This is a genomic window from Pseudomonas sp. 18-147, from assembly GCF_051048045.1.
Taxonomy (GTDB): domain Bacteria; phylum Pseudomonadota; class Gammaproteobacteria; order Pseudomonadales; family Pseudomonadaceae; genus Pseudomonas; species Pseudomonas aeruginosa.
The window spans coordinates 6,487,424-6,501,278 of the sequence record NZ_CP182296.1; the positions used below are offsets into that span (position 1 = coordinate 6,487,424).

13 protein-coding genes are annotated in these 13,855 nt (G+C 65.9%); 7 read left to right on the forward strand and 6 right to left on the reverse strand.

From position 1 onward, the window contains the following. Positions 1 to 96 precede the first annotated feature (96 nt). Both ACM0M4_RS30570 and ACM0M4_RS30575 read right to left on the reverse strand, forming a co-directional pair. Positions 97 to 702, reverse strand: a complete 606-nt coding sequence (locus ACM0M4_RS30570) for a c-type cytochrome (RefSeq protein ID WP_003102831.1) — start codon at positions 700 to 702, stop codon at positions 97 to 99. 45 nt (positions 703 to 747) lie between these two features. Next, positions 748 to 1,041 (reverse strand): c-type cytochrome, encoded by a 294-nt coding sequence (locus ACM0M4_RS30575; protein ID WP_003096979.1) that lies wholly within the window; start codon positions 1,039 to 1,041, stop codon positions 748 to 750. A 183-nt stretch (positions 1,042 to 1,224) separates the two neighbouring features. Here ACM0M4_RS30575 and yihA point away from each other — a divergent pair, with 183 nt between their 5' ends. Continuing rightward, positions 1,225 to 1,872, forward strand: coding sequence for a ribosome biogenesis GTP-binding protein YihA/YsxC (yihA, locus tag ACM0M4_RS30580; RefSeq protein WP_003118456.1), 648 nt, complete (start codon positions 1,225 to 1,227; stop codon positions 1,870 to 1,872). A gap of 263 nt (positions 1,873 to 2,135) precedes the next feature. Here the strand turns inward: yihA and polA are convergent, their stop codons facing one another. Next, the gene (gene polA, locus ACM0M4_RS30585) at positions 2,136 to 4,877 is read right to left on the reverse strand and encodes a DNA polymerase I (protein WP_003118455.1); all 2,742 of its coding nucleotides are present in this window, start codon (positions 4,875 to 4,877) and stop codon (positions 2,136 to 2,138) included. A 77-nt stretch (positions 4,878 to 4,954) separates the two neighbouring features. On the opposite strand from polA, the gene ACM0M4_RS30590 reads away from it, so the two are divergent. Continuing rightward, entirely contained in the window at positions 4,955 to 5,245 is a 291-nt protein-coding gene (locus tag ACM0M4_RS30590; protein WP_003096984.1) for a DUF2782 domain-containing protein, read from the forward strand. 33 nt (positions 5,246 to 5,278) lie between these two features. After that, positions 5,279 to 6,229 carry a homoserine kinase gene (locus ACM0M4_RS30595; protein WP_003114124.1) on the forward strand — a complete coding sequence of 317 codons (951 nt, stop codon included), beginning with the start codon at positions 5,279 to 5,281 and terminating at the stop codon, positions 6,227 to 6,229. A 505-nt stretch (positions 6,230 to 6,734) separates the two neighbouring features. On the opposite strand, the gene ACM0M4_RS30600 is transcribed toward ACM0M4_RS30595, so the two are convergent. From ACM0M4_RS30600 to ACM0M4_RS30610, 3 genes are all read right to left on the reverse strand, one after another. Next, positions 6,735 to 7,424 carry a hypothetical protein gene (locus tag ACM0M4_RS30600; protein WP_003096987.1) on the reverse strand — a complete coding sequence of 230 codons (690 nt, stop codon included), beginning with the start codon at positions 7,422 to 7,424 and terminating at the stop codon, positions 6,735 to 6,737. 16 nt (positions 7,425 to 7,440) lie between these two features. Beyond that, a complete protein-coding gene (locus ACM0M4_RS30605; RefSeq protein ID WP_003146829.1) occupies positions 7,441 to 9,645 on the reverse strand; it encodes an adenosylcobalamin-dependent ribonucleoside-diphosphate reductase in 2,205 nt (734 codons plus the stop codon). Positions 9,646 to 9,754: 109 nt separating this feature from the next. Further along, positions 9,755 to 10,678, reverse strand: coding sequence for a zinc ABC transporter substrate-binding protein (locus ACM0M4_RS30610; RefSeq protein ID WP_023129368.1), 924 nt, complete (start codon positions 10,676 to 10,678; stop codon positions 9,755 to 9,757). A 69-nt stretch (positions 10,679 to 10,747) separates the two neighbouring features. Here ACM0M4_RS30610 and zur point away from each other — a divergent pair, with 69 nt between their 5' ends. Genes zur through ACM0M4_RS30630 form a run of 4 tightly spaced genes read left to right on the forward strand, consistent with a single transcriptional unit; the run spans position 10,748 to position 13,671 of the window. Then, a complete protein-coding gene (zur, locus tag ACM0M4_RS30615) occupies positions 10,748 to 11,251 on the forward strand; it encodes a zinc uptake transcriptional repressor Zur (RefSeq protein WP_003096992.1) in 504 nt (167 codons plus the stop codon). Next, positions 11,251 to 12,060 carry a zinc ABC transporter ATP-binding protein ZnuC gene (gene znuC / locus ACM0M4_RS30620; protein WP_003099732.1) on the forward strand — a complete coding sequence of 270 codons (810 nt, stop codon included), beginning with the start codon at positions 11,251 to 11,253 and terminating at the stop codon, positions 12,058 to 12,060. The genes zur and znuC overlap by 1 nt, the downstream gene beginning before the upstream one ends. Continuing rightward, on the forward strand, positions 12,053 to 12,841 hold the full coding sequence (znuB, locus tag ACM0M4_RS30625; RefSeq protein WP_003096998.1) for a zinc ABC transporter permease subunit ZnuB: 789 nt from the start codon (positions 12,053 to 12,055) through the stop codon (positions 12,839 to 12,841). Before znuC ends, znuB begins: the two co-directional genes overlap by 8 nt. A gap of 41 nt (positions 12,842 to 12,882) precedes the next feature. Next, on the forward strand, positions 12,883 to 13,671 hold the full coding sequence (locus ACM0M4_RS30630) for a PA5502 family lipoprotein (RefSeq protein ID WP_003122325.1): 789 nt from the start codon (positions 12,883 to 12,885) through the stop codon (positions 13,669 to 13,671). Positions 13,672 to 13,855: the final 184 nt, after the last annotated feature.

The window sequence follows — 13,855 nt, forward strand, 5'->3', positions numbered from 1 at the left end:
GGTCACGGGTTCCAGCATTGTAGCGATGGCGGACGCAAAAAAGGGCAGCCGAGGCCACCCTTTTTCATACATCTTTTTTGCCGTGCTACGCAGCGATCAGTGCAGACCCTGGATGTAGCTGGAAATCGCGGCGATGTCCTTGTTCGACAGCTTGGCGGCGATGGACTGCATGATCTTGGTGTCGCCGTCGTTGGTGCGGGTGCCTTCGCGGAAGTCGGTCAGCTGCTTGGCCACGTAGGTCGCGTGCTGGCCGCCCAGGTGCGGGAAACCGGCGGTTGCGATGCCGACGCCGCTCGGGGAATGGCAACCGGTGCAGGCCGGCATGCCTTCGGCGATCTTGCCGCCGCGGAACAGCGCTTCGCCCTGGGCCACCAGGTTCGGATCGGCCATGCCGACGCTCATCTTCTGGCTGGCGAAGTAGGCGGCGATGTCGGCCAGGTCCTGGTCGCTGAGGTTGGTCAGCAGCCCGGTCATTTCCAGCACGGTACGCTTGCCGTCCTTGATGTCATGCATCTGCTTGAGCAGGTAACGCTCGCCCTGGCCGGCCAGTTTCGGGAAGTTCGGCGCCGGGCTGTTGCCATCCGCACCGTGACAGGCGCCGCACACCGCGGCTTTCGCCTGGCCCGCGGCGGCATCGCCAGCGGCATGGGCAAGGCCGGTCAGACCCAGGGTCAACAGCAGACTCACGAGAAGTTTGTTCATCAGCTAATCCAATTACGGCTAAGGGTGAAAGATAGTGGGCTTCGGCTACTTCTTCACCATCCACTGGATGGTTGCCTGGTAGTCTTCGGCACTGCAGTCGGTGCACAGGCCGCGGGGCGGCATGGCGTTGAATCCGTTGGTCACATGCTGGACCAGGGTCGGCATGCCCTTGGCCAGCCGCGGCTCCCAGGCGGCATGGTCGCCCTTTTTCGGCGCCATCGGCAGCTGGCCGTCGTGACACGCGCCACAGGTCCGGTTGAACACTGCTTCCGGGTCCTGCGCCGCCTGCGCCGTAACGGCCACCGCAACGACTGTCGCTGCGAGCAGCAGTTTCTTCATGATCGTCCTCATCAGGGGGAACGCCCGCGTTCTACCGCGCGGAAAATGCTCTGTCCGTTCCCGCGCGCGCTCGACCCTGGGGGATAAAGCGCACACAAAATCCGCGGCATTATATACTTCCGATACCGAAACGGAAACGAAACAGCCCCCCGCGACACCGAGTCGCACCCCTGTGGATAACCCATGTCAGAGAAGAACCCCATCGTCGGCCTGTGCCAGAAGGCCAGCTTTCTCATCAGTGCCGCCCAGGTCGACCAGTGCCCCCCCGACGAAGGCCTGGAAGTCGCTTTCGCCGGGCGCTCCAATGCCGGCAAGTCGAGCGCGCTGAACACCCTCACTCACGCCAACCTGGCGCGCACCTCGAAAACCCCGGGACGTACCCAACTGCTCAATTTCTTCGTCCTGGACGACTCGCGGCGCCTGGTGGACCTGCCCGGCTACGGCTACGCGAAGGTGCCGATCCCCCTGAAGCAGCACTGGCAGCGCCACCTGGAAGCCTACCTGAGCAGCCGCGCAAGCCTGGCCGGGGTGTTCCTGATGATGGACATCCGCCACCCGCTCACCGACTTCGACCGACTGATGCTGGATTGGGCCCAGGCCAGCCAGCTACCGATCCATGTACTGATGACCAAGGCCGACAAGCTGGCCTTCGGCGCGGCCAAGAACGCCCTGCTCAAGGTACGCCGGGAAGTCCAGCAAGGCTGGGGCGACGTCGCCACCCTGCAACTGTTCTCCGCGCCCAAGCGCCAGGGCGTCGACGAGGCGCAAATGGTCCTGGCGCAATGGCTGGGCCTGCTGGACGAGGAACAAGAGGCGTTCGAGGAAGCCTGAATTCCAGGCAAAAAAAACCCCGAGCTTCGTATGGGGAGGGGGAAGTTCGGGGTTCAAGTCCGGACCGCTAGGGCGGGGTCCAGGAATCTGCCAACACTAAACACTGCAAAGGAGCATCGAAGGGCTCAAGAAGCCATTCGTGTGTTCTGACTGTCGGCAAAACGGGAAAGTTCAGCGCACCGCGAAAAACTTTTCCACGGCACCCTCACCGGGCACTCCGGACCTGCTCGCAAGGCCCGCCACACGGGCCTCGCAACCGTTCATCAGTGGGCTTCGTCCCAGTTCGAACCGACACCCGCCTCGACCACCAGCGGTACGTCCAGGGTCGCCGCTCCGCTCATCAGCGGGCGGATTCCCTCGCACACCTGCTCGACCAGCTCCTCGCGCACTTCCAGCACCAGTTCGTCGTGCACCTGGAGGATCACCCGGGCATCGAGGCCGCTTTCCTGCAGCCAGTTATCCACAGCGACCATGGCGCGCTTCATGATGTCCGCCGCGGTGCCCTGCATCGGCGCGTTGATCGCGGTGCGCTCGGCGGCCTTGCGCATGGCGCCGTTCTTCGAATGGATCTCCGGCAGGTACAGGCGACGGCCGAACAGGGTTTCGACGAAGCCCTGCTCCGCGGCCTGGGCGCGGGTCCGTTCCATGTACGCCAGGACGCCGGGGTAGCGGGCGAAGTAACGGTCGATGTAGGCCTGGGCCTCCTTGCGCTCGACGCCGATCTGCTTGGCCAGGCCGAAGGCGCTCATGCCGTAGATCAATCCGAAGTTGATCGCCTTGGCGCTGCGTCGCTGGTCGCCGCTGACGTCTTCCAGCGGCACGCCGAAGACTTCCGCCGCGGTGGCGCGGTGTACGTCCAGGTCGTGGCGGAAGGCATCCAGCAGGCCATCGTCCTTGGCCAGGTGGGCCATGATCCGCAGCTCGATCTGCGAGTAGTCCGCGGCCAATAGCTTGTAGCCCTGCGGCGCGACGAACGCCTGGCGGATGCGCCGGCCCTCCGCGGTACGGATCGGGATGTTCTGCAGGTTCGGGTCGCTCGACGACAGCCGCCCGGTAGCCGCCACCGCCTGGTGGTATGAGGTATGGATGCGTCCGGTACGCGGGTTGATCTGCTCGGGCAGGCGGTCGGTGTAGGTGCTCTTGAGCTTGCTCATGGAGCGGTACTGCATGATCACCTTGGGCAGCTCGAAGTCCTGCTCGGCCAGTTCGGCGAGCACTGCCTCGGCGGTGGACGGCTGGCCGGTCGCGGTCTTGCTCAGAACCGGCAGGCCGAGCTTGTCGTAGAGGATCGCGCCGAGCTGCTTGGGCGAACCGAGGTTGAATTCCTGCCCAGCCAGGTCGTATGCCTGGCGCTCCAGGGCGACCATCTTCTCGCCCAGTTCGCGGCTCTGGATGCCCAGCAGGTTGGCGTCGACCAGCGCGCCGTTGCGCTCGATCCGCGCCAGCACCGGTACCAGCGGCATCTCGATGTCGGTCAGGACCCTGGCCAGGGACGGGATCGCCTCCAGCTTCTGCCACAGGGCCTGGTGCAGGCGCAGGGTCACGTCGGCGTCCTCCGCCGCATAGGGCCCGGCCTGTTCGATGGCGATCTGGTCGAAGGTCAGTTGCTTGGCGCCCTTGCCGGCGATGTCCTCGAAACGGATGGTGCTGTGGCCGAGGTACTTCAGGGCCAGGCTGTCCATGTCGTGGCGAGTGGCGGTGGAGTCCAGCACATAGGACTCGAGCATGGTGTCGTAGGCTACGCCCCGCAGCGCGATGGGGGTGCTGGCATTGGCCAGGACATTGATGTCGTACTTGGCATGCTGGCCGACCTTGAGCTTCTTCGGATCCTCCAGCAGCGGTTTCAACGCACGCAGCACCGCGTCACGGTCCAGTTGCTCCGGAACGCCCATGTAGCTGTGGGCCAGCGGCACGTAGGCGGCCTCGCCCTCCTTCACGGCGAAGGACACCCCCACCACCTGCGCCTGCTGGGCGTCGATGCTGGTGGTCTCGGTATCGAAGGCGATCAGCTCGGCCTCCTCCAGCTTCTTCAGCCAGGCGTCGAATCCGGCCTGGTCGAGCACCACGTCGTAGTCGACCTCGGCCTGGATAGGCGTTTCCGCCTCGCCGTTCTCGCCGGCCTCCTTGGCCTCGCGCAGGAGGTCGTCCAGCCAGTTCTTGAACTCCAGCTCGCGGTACAGGGCGATCAGCGCTTCGCGCTGCGGCTCGCCGGGATACAGCTTGTCGATCTCCACGTCCAGTTCGACGTCGGTCTTGATGGTCGCCAGTTGATAGGACAGGAACGCCTGCTCGCGATTTTCCTCGAGCTTCGCCGGCAAGCCCTTGGCGCCGCGGATCGGTAGCTCGGGCACCTTGTCCAGGCTGGCGTAGAGCACCTCCAGGCCGCCACCGACACCGGTCAGCAGGCCCAGCGCGGTTTTCTCGCCGACACCCGGAACGCCGGGGATGTTGTCGACCTTGTCGCCCATCAGGGCGAGGAAATCGATGATCAGCTCAGGACCGACGCCGAATTTCTCTTTCACGCCATCCACGTCGAGGCGGCTACCGGTCATGGTGTTGACCAGCGTAATGTGCCCGTCGACCAGTTGCGCCATGTCCTTGTCGCCGGTGGAAATCACCACCGGGCGGTCAGCCGCGGCGCTGCTGCGCGCCAGGGTGCCGATCACGTCGTCGGCCTCGACCCCCTCCACGCACAGCAGCGGCAGGCCGAGGGCGCGGACGCTGGCATGCAGCGGCTCGACCTGGACCCGCAGGTCGTCGGGCATCGACGGCCGGTTGGCCTTGTACTCGGCGAACAGCTCGTCGCGGAAGGTCGGGCCCTTGGCGTCGAAGACCACCGCGAACGGGCTGTCCGGGTACTGCTTGCGCAGGCTCAGGAGCATGTTCAGCACGCCCTTCACCGCACCGGTGGGCTTGCCGGTCGAGGTGGTCAGCGGCGGCAGGGCATGGAAGGCGCGATACAGGTACGAGGAACCGTCCACCAGGACGAGGGGCGCTTGGCTCATGAGGGGAATCAACCTTTTCCGGAGACCAGGGCGTGTAGAATGAACCCTGGACGATTCGATAAAGGAGCAAGGTTACCATGCGTACGCTGAACCGCTTGATGCTCGCCGGACTGCTGGCGTTCGCCCCGCTCGTCGCGATGGCGGCGGACGACGACGCGCCCTCCGGCGAGCCCGACGTAACCATCCGCCAGGAGGGCGACAAGACCATCCAGGAATACCGCGTGAATGGCTTCCTCTACGCCATCAAGGTGGTTCCCAAGCATGGCAAACCCTATTTCCTGGTCCGCGCCGACGGCAGCGATGGCAACTTCATTCGCTCCGACCAGCCGGACAAGCTGATTCCACAATGGGAGATCTTCAGCTGGTGATGTGCATTTCCAACCTGGCGAGGCCGCGCTGACATGTCGGTGTTCACCCCACTCGAACGCTCGACCCTGGAAGCCTTCCTCGCCCCCTACGACCTGGGCCGCCTGCGGGATTTCCGTGGCATCGCCGAAGGCTCCGAGAACAGCAACTTCTTCGTCAGCCTGGAACACGGCGAGTTCGTCCTGACCCTGGTCGAGCGCGGCCCGGTGCAGGACCTGCCGTTCTTCATCGAACTGCTCGACGTGCTCCACGAGGACGGCCTGCCGGTGCCCTACGCCCTGCGCACCCGCGACGGCGAGGCCCTGCGCCGTCTCGAAGGCAAGCCGGCGCTGCTGCAACCGCGCCTGGCCGGCCGCCACGAGCGGCAGCCGAACGCCCACCACTGCCAGGAAGTGGGCGATCTGCTCGGCCACCTTCACGCCGCCACCCGCGGGCGCATCCTCGAACGCCCGAGCGACCGTGGCCTGCCCTGGATGCTGGAACAAGGTGCCAACCTCGCCCCGCGACTACCGGAACAGGCCCGCGCCCTGCTCGCCCCGGCCCTGGCGGAGATCGCCGCGCTGGATGCCGAGCGTCCAGCGCTGCCGCGCGCCAACCTGCATGCCGACCTGTTCCGCGACAACGTGCTGTTCGACGGCCCGCACCTGGCCGGCCTGATCGACTTCTACAACGCCTGCTCCGGCTGGATGCTCTACGACCTGGCGATCACCCTGAACGACTGGTGCTCCAATACCGACGGCAGCCTGGACCCGGCCCGCGCCCGCGCCCTGCTCGCCGCCTACGCCAACCGCCGGCCGTTCACCGCGCTGGAAGCCGAGCACTGGCCGAGCATGCTGCGGGTCGCCTGCGTGCGCTTCTGGCTGTCGCGACTGATCGCCGCCGAGGCGTTCGCCGGACAGGACGTGCTGATCCATGATCCGGCGGAGTTCGAGATACGCCTGGCGCAACGGCAGAACGTGGAGATTCATTTGCCGTTTGCGTTGTAGGCAGGAACCACAGGAGCACGGCCGTCCTGCGGCCGTTCGCCCTTCAAAAACCATGCGGTTCGGCGTCTCGGAGTGAGGCCGAGCCGACATCCTGTCGAGGCTTCGTCGTTCAGCCCACCCCCGGCCCGGCCATCCTGGCCGGTCGTTCGCCCTTCAAAACGCATGCGGTTTGGCGTCTGGGGTGAAGCCGAGCCGACATCCTGTCGAGGCTTCGTCGTTCAGCCCACCCCGGCCCGGCCATCCTGGCCGGTCGTTCGCCCTTCAAAACGCATGCGGTTCGGCGTCTTGGGTGAGGCCGAGCCGACATCCTGTCGAGGCCTCGTCGTTCAGCCCACCCCCGGCCCGGCCATCCTGGCCGGTCGTTCGCATTGAAAAACGCATGCGGTTCGGCGTCTTGGGTAAGGCCGAGCTGACATCCTGTCGAGGCTTCGTCGTTCAGCCCACCCCCAGCCCGGCCATCCTGGCCGGTCGTTCGCATTGAAAAACGCATGCGTTTTTCAAGTGCTCACCCACATTTCGAGTGTCCGCAGTTGAGGCAGGTGGCGCAGCCGTCCATCTGTACCACCGCCATGCTGTTGCACTTGCCGCACAGTTGCGCGCCGGCGGGGAAGCCTTCGCCCGGCTCGACCTTGCTGGTGCCCTGGGCGGCCTCGTAGGCGGCGCGTTTTTCCGCGAGGAAAAGGCGCTGTTCCTCGTCCAGTTCAGGGCCACGCAACAAGCCGATGGCCGTCAGGTGGCGCTCCAGCACGCCGCCGATCTCGGCGACGATGGAAGGCATGTAGATGCCGCCTTTCTTCAGGTAGCCCCCGCGCGGGTCGAATACCGCCTTGAGTTCCTCGACAAGGAAGGTACAGTCGCCGCCCTTGCGGAAAACCGCGGACATGATGCGGGTAAGTGCGACGATCCACTGGAAATGATCCATGTTCTTCGAGTTGATGAAGATCTCGAAGGGACGCCGCTGCTCGTGCGCCGTGCCCGCATTGAGGACCATGTCGTTGATGGTCACGTAGAGCGCGTGCTCGAACAGCGGCGACTTGATCTTGTAGGTGGCGCCGATCAGGGTATCCGGGCGCTCCAGGGTCTCGTCCATCTGCACCACCGACGCGGCTTCCGCGGCGGCGGCAAGGGCCTGCTCCTCGGCTTCGTTGACGACCTTGAAGCCCTTGATCTTCTGCGTGATCTTGACTGCTGACATATCGATTCCCCCGGCCTCAGTACTTGCCGTAATAGCCTTCTTTCAAGGCGTCGAAGAGGTTGGCGGCGGTATGGATCTCACCGTCGTACTCGACCTGCTCGTTGCCCTTGAACTCCACCACGCTGCCGTCCTCCAGTTCGAAGCGGTAGCGGGTCTTCTCCAGGTCGGACTCCTTGACCAGCACGCCCTGGAACGCCTCGGGATTGAAGCGGAAGGTGGTGCAGCCCTTGAGTCCCTGGTGCCAGGCGTAGCGGTAGATGTCCTTGAAGTCCTCGAACGGGTAGTCGGTGGGCACGTTGGCGGTCTTGGAGATCGACGAATCGACCCACTTCTGCGCCGCCGCCTGGATGTCCACGTGCTGCGCCGGGGTGACGCTGTCGGCGGTGATGAAGTAGTCCGGCAGGCGTCGCGCCGGGTCGTCGCTGTCCGGCAGGGCCTGGGCGTTGACCAGGGTCCGGTAGGCCAGCAGCTCGTAGCTGTAGACCTCGACCTTTTCCTTGGTCTTGCGGCCTTCGCGGATAAGGTTGCGCGAATAATGGTGGGCGAAGCTCGGCTCGATACCGTTGGAGGCATTGTTGGCCAGGCTCAGGCTGATGGTCCCGGTCGGCGCGATGGAGCTGTGGTGGGTGAAGCGCGCGCCGGTTTCAGCCAACGCCTCGATCAGTTCCGGAGCATGTTCGGCGACCCGCTGCATGTAGCGGGAATACTTGGCGTGAAGCACGCTGCCGCGGATGCGGTCGCCGGCCTTATAGCCATCGGCGGCCATTTCCGGACGCTTGCGAAGCATTTCCGCAGTGACTTCGTAGTCCTGCGCCAGGATCGGCGCCGGGCCCTTCTCCCTGGCCAGCTCCAGGGCCACTTCCCAGCCCACCAGGGCCATTTCCCGCGCCACTTCCTCGGTGAATACGCAGGCCTCGGGACTGCCGTAGCGCAGCTTGAGCAGGGTCAGGGTCGAGCCCAGGCCGAGGAAGCCCATGCCATGCCGGCGCTTGCCAAGGATTTCCTGGCGTTGCTGTTCCAGCGGCAGGCCGTTGATTTCCACCACGTTGTCGAGCATCCGGGTAAACACCCGCACCACTTCGCGGAAACGGTCCCAGTCGAAGCGCGCCTCGTCGCCAAATGGCTGCTCGACGAAGCAGGTGAGGTTGACCGAGCCGAGCAGACACGAGCCGTACGGCGGCAGAGGCTGCTCGCCGCAGGGGTTGGTGGCGCGGATCGCCTCGCACCACCAGTTGTTGTTCAGTTCGTTGACCCGGTCGATGAGGATGAAGCCCGGCTCCGCATAGTCGTAGGTGGAGACCATGATCATGTCCCACAGGTGGCGGGCGCGGACCTGGCCGTAGACCTTGCAGGCGACCAGCCCGTCGGCGCGCTGGACGTAGTCGTCCTGGATCGGCCATTCGCGCCAGACCACCGCGTTGGGGTCGTCGAGGTCGATCTCGTCGCGCTCCTTCACGTGCACCGGGAATACCAGCGGCCAGTCGGCGTCCTGTTCCACCGCCTGCATGAACTGGTCGGTGATCAGCAGGCTCAGGTTGAACTGGCGCAAGCGCCCGTCCTCGCGCTTGGCGCGGATGAATTCGCGGACGTCCGGGTGGCTGACATCGAAGGTGCCCATCTGCGCGCCGCGGCGGCCGCCGGCGGAGCTGACGGTGAAGCACATCTTGTCGTAGATGTCCATGAACGACAGCGGCCCGCTGGTGTAGGCACCGGCACCGGAAACGTAGGCGCCGCGCGGGCGCAGGGTGCTGAACTCATAGCCGATGCCGCAGCCGGCCTTGAGCGTCAGGCCGGCCTCGTGGACTTTCTCGAGGATGTTGTCCATGGAGTCCTGGATGGTTCCGGACACGGTGCAGTTGATAGTCGAGGTGGCCGGCTTGTGCCCCAGGGCGCCGGCGTTGGAGATGATCCGGCCGGCCGGGATGGCACCGTTGCGCAGGGCCCAGAGGAAGCGCCCGTACCAGTGTTCGCGGGAGGCCTTTTCCTCGACATCGGCAAGGGCGCGGGCGACGCGTTGCCAGGTACCGTCGACGCTGGCATCCACCGGCGTACCGTCCTTGCTCTTGAGCCGGTACTTCTTGTCCCAGATATCCTGCGACGCGTCCTGCAGGGCGATGGTCCCGCGTTCGGTGCGGGGACTGCGTGCGTCTGTCTTGGCCATCCGCTGATTAACCTCCCGATGGTTGTTGGGGCGTCCGAAGCCGGCCACCGTACGCAACATCTAGTTATCCGTACCTGACGGGAATCAATATCTTGTGTCAGGCAGCAACAGACAACCTTAGTCATCGGGACGCCGCGCGCAAGAGGGCGCGGCCATCGGTCACGGGTTTTCAGAGCTTTTCCAGACAGCCGGCAAATTCGCCTGCCAGGTTGTTCAGAAGATTCTCATAGCCGTTGGCGTCCACGCTCACGTTCACGCCCAGGTCGTCCAGTTCGGCCAGGCGCACCGGCAGGCCTTCGCTGAGGGTGTCGGCCAGCCGCGGTCGAAGCGGCGGCTCGCTGAAGATGCAGGCCGGACCGGCGGCCTTCAGCTGGGCGCGCATGGCGGCGACATGGCGTGCTCCCGGCTGGACCTCCGCGGATACCGCGAACACGCCGGTATGGCGCAATCCGTAGGCTTCCTCGAAATAGTCGAAGGCTTCATGGAAGACGAAGAAAGGCTTGCCGGCAAGCTTGCCCAGGCGTTCGCGGAGTTTGCCGTCGAGCCCGCCGAGGCGCTCCTCGAAGGCCTTCAGGTTGGCCCGGTAGCGCCCGCCGTTGGCCGGGTCGACCTGGGCCAGGTCCTCGGCCATCCGCGCGGCGATGGTGCGGGCGTTGGCCGGCAACAGCCAGAGGTGGGCGTCGAGCATGCCGGGACGATGGTCATGGTCGTGCTCGTCGTGCCCGGCATGCTCCTCTTCCTCGAAATTGACGAACTTGCGCAGGTGCATGCCCGGCAGGTCCTGCACCGCGACGCTGGCGCCCTGGCGGCCGGCGAGCACCTTGGGCAGGAAGTTCTCCAGGTCCGGGCCGATCCAGTAGAACAATTGCACCTCGCGCAGCCGCCGTACGTCGGAAGGACGCAGGGCGTACTGGTGCGGCGAGGCGCCCGGCGGCAGCAGTACGTCCGGCTGGCCGACGCCGTCCTGGATGGCCGCGGCGACCAGTTGCAGCGGTTTGATGCTGGTCAGCACGCTGACCTCGGCGCGCGCCGGCGAAGCCAGCAGGAACAGGGCGAAGCAGGCGGACAGCAGGGCAAAGGGACGCAGGGTCACGGCGGCACTCACATGAAAGGTGGTTAGCGGGTAATATAATAACGTCTCTACCCTCGAGCGTCGCAGCCCATGTACAAGATTGCGCCCAAGACCCCGCTGGCCTGCCAGCCCCATGACCACAGCCAGTGCGTCAGCACCGCGCTGGCCGAGGCCGATGCGCTGTGCGCGCGCCAGGGCGTACGCCTGACCGAATTGCGGCGGCGCGTGCTGGAGCTGGTCTGGCAGAGCCACAAGCCGCTGGGGGCCTACGATATCCTCGCGGTGCTCAGCGAAACCGACGGCCGCCGCGCCGCGCCGCCGACCGTCTACCGCGCGCTGGACTTCCTCCAGGAGAACGGCCTGGTGCACCGCATCGCCTCGCTCAACGCGTTCGTCGGCTGCAACAACCCGGAGCACAGCCACCAGGGCCAGTTCCTCATCTGCCGCACCTGCCACACCGCGATCGAGCTGGAACAGCCGGATATCAGCCGGGCCATCGTCGCCGGAGCGAACAGCGTCGGCTTCGCCGTTGAAAGCCAGACCGTCGAGGTGGTCGGCCTCTGCGGCACCTGCCGGGACCAGAAGGACGCCTGATGGACAACGCGCTGGTGCGGCTGACCCAGGTCGGCGTGTCCTTCAACGGCCAGGCGGTGCTGAGCGATGTCGACCTGGCCATCGAGCCCGGCCAGATCGTCACCCTGATCGGCCCCAACGGCGCCGGCAAGACCACCCTGGTACGCAGCGTGCTCGGCCTGCTCAAGCCGCACGTCGGCGAGGTCTGGCGACGGCCGCGGCTGACCATCGGCTACATGCCGCAGAAACTCCACGTCGACGCCACCCTGCCGCTCAGCGTACTGCGCTTCCTCCGCCTGGTACCCGGGGTCAGGCGCGAGCAGGCGCTGGCGGCGTTGCGCGAGGTCGGCGCGGCGCACGTGCTGGAGCGCCCGCTGCAAAGCATTTCCGGTGGCGAACTGCAACGCGTGCTGCTGGCCCGCGCTCTGCTGCGCAAGCCCGAGCTACTGGTGCTCGACGAGCCGGTGCAGGGCGTCGACGTCGCCGGCCAGGCCGAACTCTACCGCCTCATCGGCAAACTGCGCGACCGCTACGGCTGCGGTGTGCTGATGGTCTCCCACGACCTGCACCTGGTGATGAGCGCCACCGACCAGGTGGTCTGCCTGAACCGCCATGTCTGCTGCTCAGGGCACCCCGAGCAGGTCAGCGGCGACCCGGCCTTCGTCGAGCTGTTCGGCCAGGACGCTCGCAGCCTGGCGATCTACCACCACCATCACGACCACGCCCACGACCTCCACGGCGAGGTGGTCAAGGCCGGTCCCGGCGCCTTGCCTCCAGGCACCCGCTTCACTCCTGTCCACAAGCACGGCCCCGACTGCAACCATGGCTGACTTCCTGCTCAACGCCCTCCTCGCCGGCCTCGCCCTGGCCCTGGTGGCTGGCCCCCTGGGCTCCTTCGTGGTCTGGCGGCGGATGGCCTATTTCGGCGATACCCTGTCCCACGCCGCACTGCTCGGGGTAGCCCTGGGTTTCCTCCTCGATGTCAGCCCGACCCTGGCTGTGACCGTCGGCTGCGTGCTGCTCGCAGTGCTGCTGGTGACCCTGCAGCAGCGCCAGCCGCTGGCCGCCGACACCCTGCTGGGCATCCTCGCCCACAGCACCCTGTCGCTGGGCCTGGTCACCCTGAGCTTCATGAAGGAAGTGCGGGTCGACCTGATGGCTTACCTGTTCGGCGATCTGCTGGCGGTAAGCGCCAGCGACCTGCTGTGGATAATCGCCGGCAGCGCGCTGGTCCTGGCACTGATCTGCTTCCTCTGGCGGCCGCTGCTGGCGATCACCGTGCACGAGGAACTGGCGAAGGTGGAAGGCCTGCCGGTCGGAGCGATCCGCCTGGCGCTGATGTTGCTGATCGCCATCGTCATCGCCGTGGCGATGAAGATCGTCGGCGTACTGCTGATCACCTCGCTGCTGATCATTCCCGCCGCCGCCGCCCAGCGCCATGCCCGCAGTCCCGAGCAGATGGCGGTCGGCGCCAGCCTGCTGGGACTGGTCGCGGTGTGCGCCGGCCTGGCCCTGTCCTGGTTCAAGGATACCCCCGCCGGCCCCTCGATCGTGGTCAGCGCCGCCGGCCTGTTCCTGCTGAGTTTTGTCCTGCCCCGCCGCACGGTGTAGAATCTGGCGATTTTTTGACCAAACGAGAACCCGCAGGAATGATGTCGTCCTTCTTTCGCCTGCTGTCCGTCCTGGCGGCGGCGCTGCTGGTCAGCGCCTGCCAGGGCAATGCGTCGTCGCAACCGACGCCGGTGGTCGCGCCCCAGGCGCAGCCCGCCGATCCCTACGCCGAACTGCAGCAAACCCTGGCCGCCGGCAAGCTCGAACAGGCCGAGCAACAATGGCTGGCCCTGCGCAGCGCAGCCGCCGGCGACGAGCGAGTCGAAGCGTTCCGCCGCCAGTTGGCCGAGGCCTACATGCAGCGCGGGGAAACCGCGCTGCGTCAAGGAGACCTCAACACCGCCACCAGCGCCCTCGGCCATGCCCGCGGACTGATGCCCAAAGCGCCGGCGCTGACCGCCGGGCTGGACGGTGCGATCAACCGCGCCAAGGTCGATCCCGCCCGCGCCGAGCAGGCCCGACGCATGCAGCAGGCGGCCCAGCAGCAGATGCAGCAGATCATCCAGACGCCGCCCGGCGGCGAGCTGAAGCCGCTACCCGGCGCTCCCCACCTGATCGATCCGCAAGCGGCCAGCAGCGCCGTGCCCCTGCCGATGCTCGACGGCACCGGCCAGGGCGGCCTCGGTGCGGTGCTCGACGCGGTGGCCGCGGATGTCGTCGCCTACCGTTGCAGGGTGCATATCGAAGTGCGCCGGGACAGCGACTATCCGCTGGTTTCCGACCAGCTCCTGGCGCGGGTGAAGAAGCTCTCACCCGATTTCGACCTGCATCTCAGCCATGTCGTACAGGCCGACAAGCCAACCCGATTGATACTTACCCCCCGGAATTGAGACCGGTCCTGCCCCGGCCGCAGCAGAAAGCGCTTGTCGGGAGCGCACCAGACGCTTATTCCATTTCAATGATTTTTCATCACCAATAAATATTAATAATGCATAAGAAAGCAAGGTAAAATGCTCGGTTTAGCTGACCGCCCATGCTTCCCGCCAAGCCCGTGCTCCAGCCGTAACAGCATCG

Bases quoted from the DNA above. Each gene is read 5' to 3' on its own strand.
- ACM0M4_RS30575 (WP_003096979.1), bottom strand. From the start codon at position 1,041: ATGAAGAAACTGCTGCTCGCAGCGACAGTCGTTGCGGTGGCCGTTACG.
- ACM0M4_RS30605 (WP_003146829.1), bottom strand. From the start codon at position 9,645: ATGTTGCGTACGGTGGCCGGCTTCGGACGCCCCAACAACCATCGGGAG.
- znuB (WP_003096998.1), top strand. From the start codon at position 12,053: ATGGCTGACTTCCTGCTCAACGCCCTCCTCGCCGGCCTCGCCCTGGCC.
- yihA (WP_003118456.1), top strand. From the start codon at position 1,225: ATGTCAGAGAAGAACCCCATCGTCGGCCTGTGCCAGAAGGCCAGCTTT.
- ACM0M4_RS30630 (WP_003122325.1), top strand. From the start codon at position 12,883: ATGTCGTCCTTCTTTCGCCTGCTGTCCGTCCTGGCGGCGGCGCTGCTG.
- ACM0M4_RS30590 (WP_003096984.1), top strand. From the start codon at position 4,955: ATGCGTACGCTGAACCGCTTGATGCTCGCCGGACTGCTGGCGTTCGCC.
- ACM0M4_RS30595 (WP_003114124.1), top strand. From the start codon at position 5,279: ATGTCGGTGTTCACCCCACTCGAACGCTCGACCCTGGAAGCCTTCCTC.
- ACM0M4_RS30600 (WP_003096987.1), bottom strand. From the start codon at position 7,424: ATGTCAGCAGTCAAGATCACGCAGAAGATCAAGGGCTTCAAGGTCGTC.
- polA (WP_003118455.1), bottom strand. From the start codon at position 4,877: ATGAGCCAAGCGCCCCTCGTCCTGGTGGACGGTTCCTCGTACCTGTAT.
- zur (WP_003096992.1), top strand. From the start codon at position 10,748: ATGTACAAGATTGCGCCCAAGACCCCGCTGGCCTGCCAGCCCCATGAC.
- znuC (WP_003099732.1), top strand. From the start codon at position 11,251: ATGGACAACGCGCTGGTGCGGCTGACCCAGGTCGGCGTGTCCTTCAAC.
- ACM0M4_RS30570 (WP_003102831.1), bottom strand. From the start codon at position 702: ATGAACAAACTTCTCGTGAGTCTGCTGTTGACCCTGGGTCTGACCGGC.